Source organism: Micromonospora sp. NPDC049799 (assembly GCF_040656655.1).
Taxonomy (GTDB): Bacteria; Actinomycetota; Actinomycetes; order Mycobacteriales; family Micromonosporaceae; genus Micromonospora.
Window position 1 is genome coordinate 1 of the sequence record NZ_JBFAMU010000378.1, and the last position, 4823, is coordinate 4823.

Below are 4823 nucleotides of genomic sequence, written 5' to 3' on the forward strand. Positions count from 1 at the left end.
GCTCCGCGGTGGCCTGGTCCGCCCACGCGGAGCTGCGGGCGGCCGGCGAGTCCGTCGGTGCGGCCGACCCGGCCGCGGTGCGGCTGCTGACCGGCCAGCAGCTGCGGATCGCCCAACTGGTCGCCGAGGGAGCCACCAACCGCGAGGTCGCCGCCCGCATGTTCCTGTCCACCCGGACGGTCGACCACCACCTGCGCAACATCTTCCACCGGCTCGGGATCCGGTCCCGGACCGAACTCGTCCGGGCCCTGAACTAGTGCTCTGCGTGACCTGGTCCGGGGCCGGCCACCCTGTCCCAACCCGCAGATCGCTTGGTCGGGGCGCTCGCTGTCCTGCCCTCGGTCAGGCCGATCGAACCGCCGAGCCCGCGTAACTGAGGATCCTTTCTGGCGAGAGTCTGATCCACGACGACGCCCAGGACATGTCCCGTCCCCGCTGTTGCGCGTTCTGCAGAACCCCCTCGTCGGCTCGGTCGACCGCGACGGCAGGTCCTTCAAGGATCACCGGCGCATGGGTCGGACCGAACCCTTCGAGCATGACCACGGACGCCCAAGGGTGCGTGGCTACGTTGGCGAGACGGACGGCGCCGCGGGTGACCGGCAGCCACACCGAGCGGTGGTGTAGGACGAGCCCGGTGGGTATGGCATGCGGGCGTCCGTCGGGCCGGCTGGTGGCGAGCACGGCGTAGCGGCCGGACGTGAGCTGGGCAACCAGTTGCGGACCGGTCATCCGCTTCCCCGGTGGGTAAGCGCCTGCCGTGGCGGGAAGGGCCCGCCGAAAGGTGGCTTCCTGTACCTCCGCGAGCCAGCTACCGAGGTGGAGCACGTCCTGTCCCGCATCAGCCGACGGGACCTCGGTTCGTAGGCTTCTTCTTGACGTCTCGCTCTCCACAATGCACGATGTTAAACGATTAACACGAGGAGGGTCATGGGGATCCGGGTGACATTGCGGTCGGTCGCAGAGGCAGCCGGGGTCTCGACGGCGGCGGTGTCGTACGCCTTCAACCGTCCGGACCGGCTGTCGCCGGAGATGCAGTCACGGATCCTGGCGGTGGCTCGCGAACTCGGTTACTCCGGGCCGGACGCCGCCGCGAGGTCGTTGCGCACCGGGCGGGCCAACGCGATCGGCGTCATCTTCACGACCGAACTGACGTACGCCTTCAGTGATCCCTATGTCCTCGCCCTGCTCGGTGGCCTCGCCGAAACCTTGGCGCACAGCCGCACCAGCCTGGTGCTCATCCCGTTCGCGCCGGTCGTCGAAGGGCTCACCGACGCGGAGGTACGCCAGTCGCTCGCCGCCGTGCACCGGGCGGTCATCGACGGCGCGGTGGCTGACGGGCTCACCGACGACCATCCCGCCGTCCGCGCCCTGTCCGACCGGGGGCTTCCCCTGGTCCGCTCCAGCGAGACGGCCACCGGCCGCTGCGTGCTGATCGATGACCGTCAGGCGGGCGTCGACATCGGGCGCCACCTGGCCGGCCTCCGCCATCGTGACGTCGCGGTCGTGGTCTCGTCCCCGGGGGAGCCGGGCCGAATCGTCTCCCGGGTCGACGAAGCGGCGCTCTACCCCTACTCGCGCAACCGGCTGGTCGGCATCCGTCAGGGGTTGCCTGCCGACGCCCGGGTGCGTGTCGTCAGCGGAGGCAGCAACGCCTCCGCCTCCGGCCGCGCGGCAGCGGCAGCGATCCTCGCGGCTCCCGACCGTCCGACGGCCATCGCCGCGGACAGTGACGTGCTCGGCGCCGCCATCGTCGAGGCCGCCCTCGGCATGGGCCTCCACGTTGGGCGAGACCTGTCGGTCACGGGCTTCGACGACGTGCCGCTGGCGGCGTCGGCCGGGCTGACCACCGTCCGCCAACCCATTCACGAGAAGGGCCGGTTGATGGCACGTATGTTGCTCGACCCCGACGGCACGCCGAATCGCGTGACCCTGCCAACCGAACTCGTCGTCCGCTCCAGCACGGGACCCGTGCCCGCGCGCTGAGACGAGAGGAACGTGACGTGACCGCTCAACCACCTCCACCACTGGGCCTCGTCGACCCTGTCGTCCACTGGCGGATCAATGCACTCGATCTTGACGCGTACCTGCGCCGCGTCGGTCACCAGGGATCCACCGCGCCAGACGGTACGACGCTCCGCAACCTGCACCAGGCACACATCGCAGCGATTGCCTTCGAGAACCTGGACGTCATGCTCGGCCGGGGCGTCGAGGTGGACCTGCCGCGGGTGCAGGACAAGCTCGTCCACGCCGGCCGCGGCGGGTACTGCTACGAGCACGGGGTGCTCTTCGGTGCGGTACTCCAGCGCCTCGGTTATCGGGTGGACCGGCTGCTCGCCCGTACCGGTGATCCGGCCGAGCAGCCGCGCCCACGGTCGCACCTGGTCCTGCGGGTCGACGACGGCGACCGGGTGTGGCTGGCCGACGTGGGCTTCGGCTCCGGCCTGCTCGAGCCGTTGCCGCTGGTGGAGGGCGACCCGCAGCGGCAGGGCGCGTGGGAGTACCAGCTCCGGCGCGGCGCGGACGGCGCCTGGCGGCTGCAGGAGCGGATCATCGACGCCTGGACCACGCTGCTGACCTTCACCGAGGAGCCGCAGTACCCGGTGGACGTCGAGGTCGCCAACCACAACACCGCCACCAGCCCACACTCGCCCTTCACCCAGCAGTGCGTCGTCGTCCGCAAGAACGACACAGCGATCCGACGGCTCATCGGCCGCGTCTACAGCGAGGAACGCCCCGGCGCCACGACCAGCACCCGGTCGCTGACCAACCAGGAGTACGGTGCCGTGCTTGGCGAGGAGTTCGGCCTCGCTCTGAGCCCGCCGGAGATCCGAGCCCTCGTCGCCACGCTCTCCCCGCCGGGCGGGGACTGCCCCACCGCGCCAGATCTGGAACTCAGACCGCCAGCAGGAGATCGCGATGCGTGACCCCTATTCCCTCGCCGTCATCACCGCCAGTGTCCGCGCCGACCGTATCGGCCCGACGGTGACCCGATGGTTCCTCCGCCACCTCGACAGGCACACTGACGCCGCCGTCGACCATCTCGACCTGGCCGAACTCGACCTCCCTGAGGACCTGGCCGGTGGCGGTGACGCCGAGCGGTTCACCAAGCGCGTCGAACGGGCCGACGCCTTCGTCGTCGTCACGCCCGAGTACAACCACGGCTACCCTGGCCCCCTGAAGACGGCCATCGACACACCGTACGAACAGTGGCGGGCCAAACCCCTCGGCTTCGTCTCCTACGGCGGCGCCTCTGGCGGTCTGCGCGCGGTGGAACAACTGCGGAACGTCTTCGCCGAACTGCACGTCCCCACCATGCGCACCGGCGTCCTCATTCCGAACGTGCACGACGCGTTCGACGACGACGGCGAGCTGCGCGACCCGGGGCCTGCCGAAGCCGCCCTGGCCGAGATGGTGCGCCAGTTGAACTGGTGGGCCCTCACCCTGGCAGGCGCCAGGGTCGACCGACCGTACGACTGCTGAGCCGAGAGCAACGGGAGCCGTGTTGATCATCCGTCCGTACCAGCCCGACGACCGCGACGCCGTCCACGACATCTGCATCCGCACCGCCGACGCCGGCGAGGACGCCTCGACCTCCTACGCCGACCCGGACATCCTGCCGGAGATCTTCGCCCACCCCTACAGCCACCTGGAACCCGACCTGGCGTTCGTCCTGGACCACGATGGTGTACCCGTCGGATACGTCCTCGGCACCGCCGACACCGCCGCTTTCGCCAGGCGGTTCCGCAGCGAGTGGCTGCCCCTGGTCAGCGACCGGTATCCGCCGCCCAACGGGGATCCGACCACGCCGGACGCCGTCATGGCGCACCTGCTGCACACGCCCGAGCGGATGGTGCTGCCGGACCTCGCCCACTACCCCGCCCATCTGCACATCGACCTGCTCGCCGGATACCGGAGGTCCGGACACGGGCGGGCTCTCGTCGACCGCTTCGTCACCGCACTACGCGAACGCGGAACACCCGCCGTGCACGTCGGGATGGTGACCGCCAACCGCCGGGCCCGGCCGTTCTACGACCGGCTCGGGTTCCGACCGCTTCCCGTCGCCGATCCCGGACCGCTCACGTACCTCGGGCTGGCGGTTCCGGATCCACCAGCCGAACGGCACCTCCCTCCGTACTCCACGCCCCGCCCCTGGCCCGCGTCATGGCGCTCCGGCGGGTCCGCTCCTTCCGATCCGGTGAACGTCCATGGGTCACCGCACCAACGACGCCTCAGGGCACCACGACGGTGCGGGCGCCCTCGCCCCGGGCCATCCGCGCGAACGCCGCCGCCGCACCGTCCAGGGTGGTGCGATCGGTGATCAGCGGGGCGAGGTCGAGGCTGCCGTCGAGGACCGCCCGGGCCAGCTCCGGCAGGTCGCGGTCCGGGTCGGACGACCCGTAGACCGACGAGCGCAGCGTCCGGGCCGAGTGGAAGATCTCCAGCGCGCTGAGCGGGACGACGTCGTCCTTGGCGCCCATGCCCACCACGGTCACCTGGCCACCGCGCCGGGCGGCCCGCCACGCGGTACGGATGGTGCTGCCCCGCCCCACGCACTCGAACGCGTGGTCCACGCCCCGGCCGTCGGTCCGCTCCCGTACGGCGCGGCTGATCGTGTCGTCGGCGACCAGGAAGTCGGTGGCGCCGACCGCGAGGGCCAGCTCCGCCTTCGCCGGTGACACGTCGACGGCCAGCACCCGTCCGGCGCCGGCCGCGCGGGCGGCACCGACCACGGACAACCCCACCCCGCCCAGGCCGATCACCGCGACCGACTCGCCCGGGGCGACCCGCGCCGTACGCCGGACCGCGCCGACCCCGGTGAGCAC

The 4823-nt window shown here is 71.3% G+C and carries 7 protein-coding genes; 5 read left to right on the plus strand and 2 right to left on the minus strand.

Annotated elements, in window-relative coordinates; translation table 11 throughout:
- On the plus strand, positions 1-257 hold a 257-nt coding region (locus AB0I76_RS22545; protein WP_357038743.1), incomplete at its 5' end, for a helix-turn-helix transcriptional regulator.
- 85 nt (positions 258-342) lie between these two features.
- Here AB0I76_RS22545 and AB0I76_RS22550 read toward each other — a convergent pair.
- A complete protein-coding gene (locus tag AB0I76_RS22550) occupies positions 343-729 on the minus strand; it encodes a pyridoxamine 5'-phosphate oxidase family protein (protein WP_357038746.1) in 387 nt (128 codons plus the stop codon).
- A gap of 198 nt (positions 730-927) precedes the next feature.
- Here AB0I76_RS22550 and AB0I76_RS22555 point away from each other — a divergent pair, with 198 nt between their 5' ends.
- From AB0I76_RS22555 to AB0I76_RS22570, 4 genes are read left to right on the plus strand one after another with little or no spacing between them, the layout of a single operon-like run.
- Complete coding sequence (locus AB0I76_RS22555) at positions 928-1983, plus strand: LacI family DNA-binding transcriptional regulator (protein WP_357038749.1); 1056 nt, start codon at positions 928-930, stop codon at positions 1981-1983.
- Between the two features lie 17 nt (positions 1984-2000).
- Positions 2001-2924 (plus strand): arylamine N-acetyltransferase, encoded by a 924-nt coding sequence (locus AB0I76_RS22560; RefSeq protein ID WP_357038752.1) that lies wholly within the window; start codon positions 2001-2003, stop codon positions 2922-2924.
- Positions 2917-3480: an NAD(P)H-dependent oxidoreductase gene (locus tag AB0I76_RS22565; protein WP_357038755.1), complete on the plus strand. Its 564-nt coding sequence runs from the start codon at positions 2917-2919 to the stop codon at positions 3478-3480. Before AB0I76_RS22560 ends, AB0I76_RS22565 begins: the two co-directional genes overlap by 8 nt.
- A gap of 22 nt (positions 3481-3502) precedes the next feature.
- Positions 3503-4318 (plus strand): GNAT family N-acetyltransferase, encoded by an 816-nt coding sequence (locus AB0I76_RS22570; RefSeq protein ID WP_357038758.1) that lies wholly within the window; start codon positions 3503-3505, stop codon positions 4316-4318.
- Here AB0I76_RS22570 and AB0I76_RS22575 read toward each other — a convergent pair.
- On the minus strand, positions 4230-4823 hold a 594-nt coding region (locus AB0I76_RS22575; protein ID WP_357038761.1), incomplete at its 5' end, for a zinc-binding dehydrogenase. The genes AB0I76_RS22570 and AB0I76_RS22575 overlap by 89 nt on opposite strands.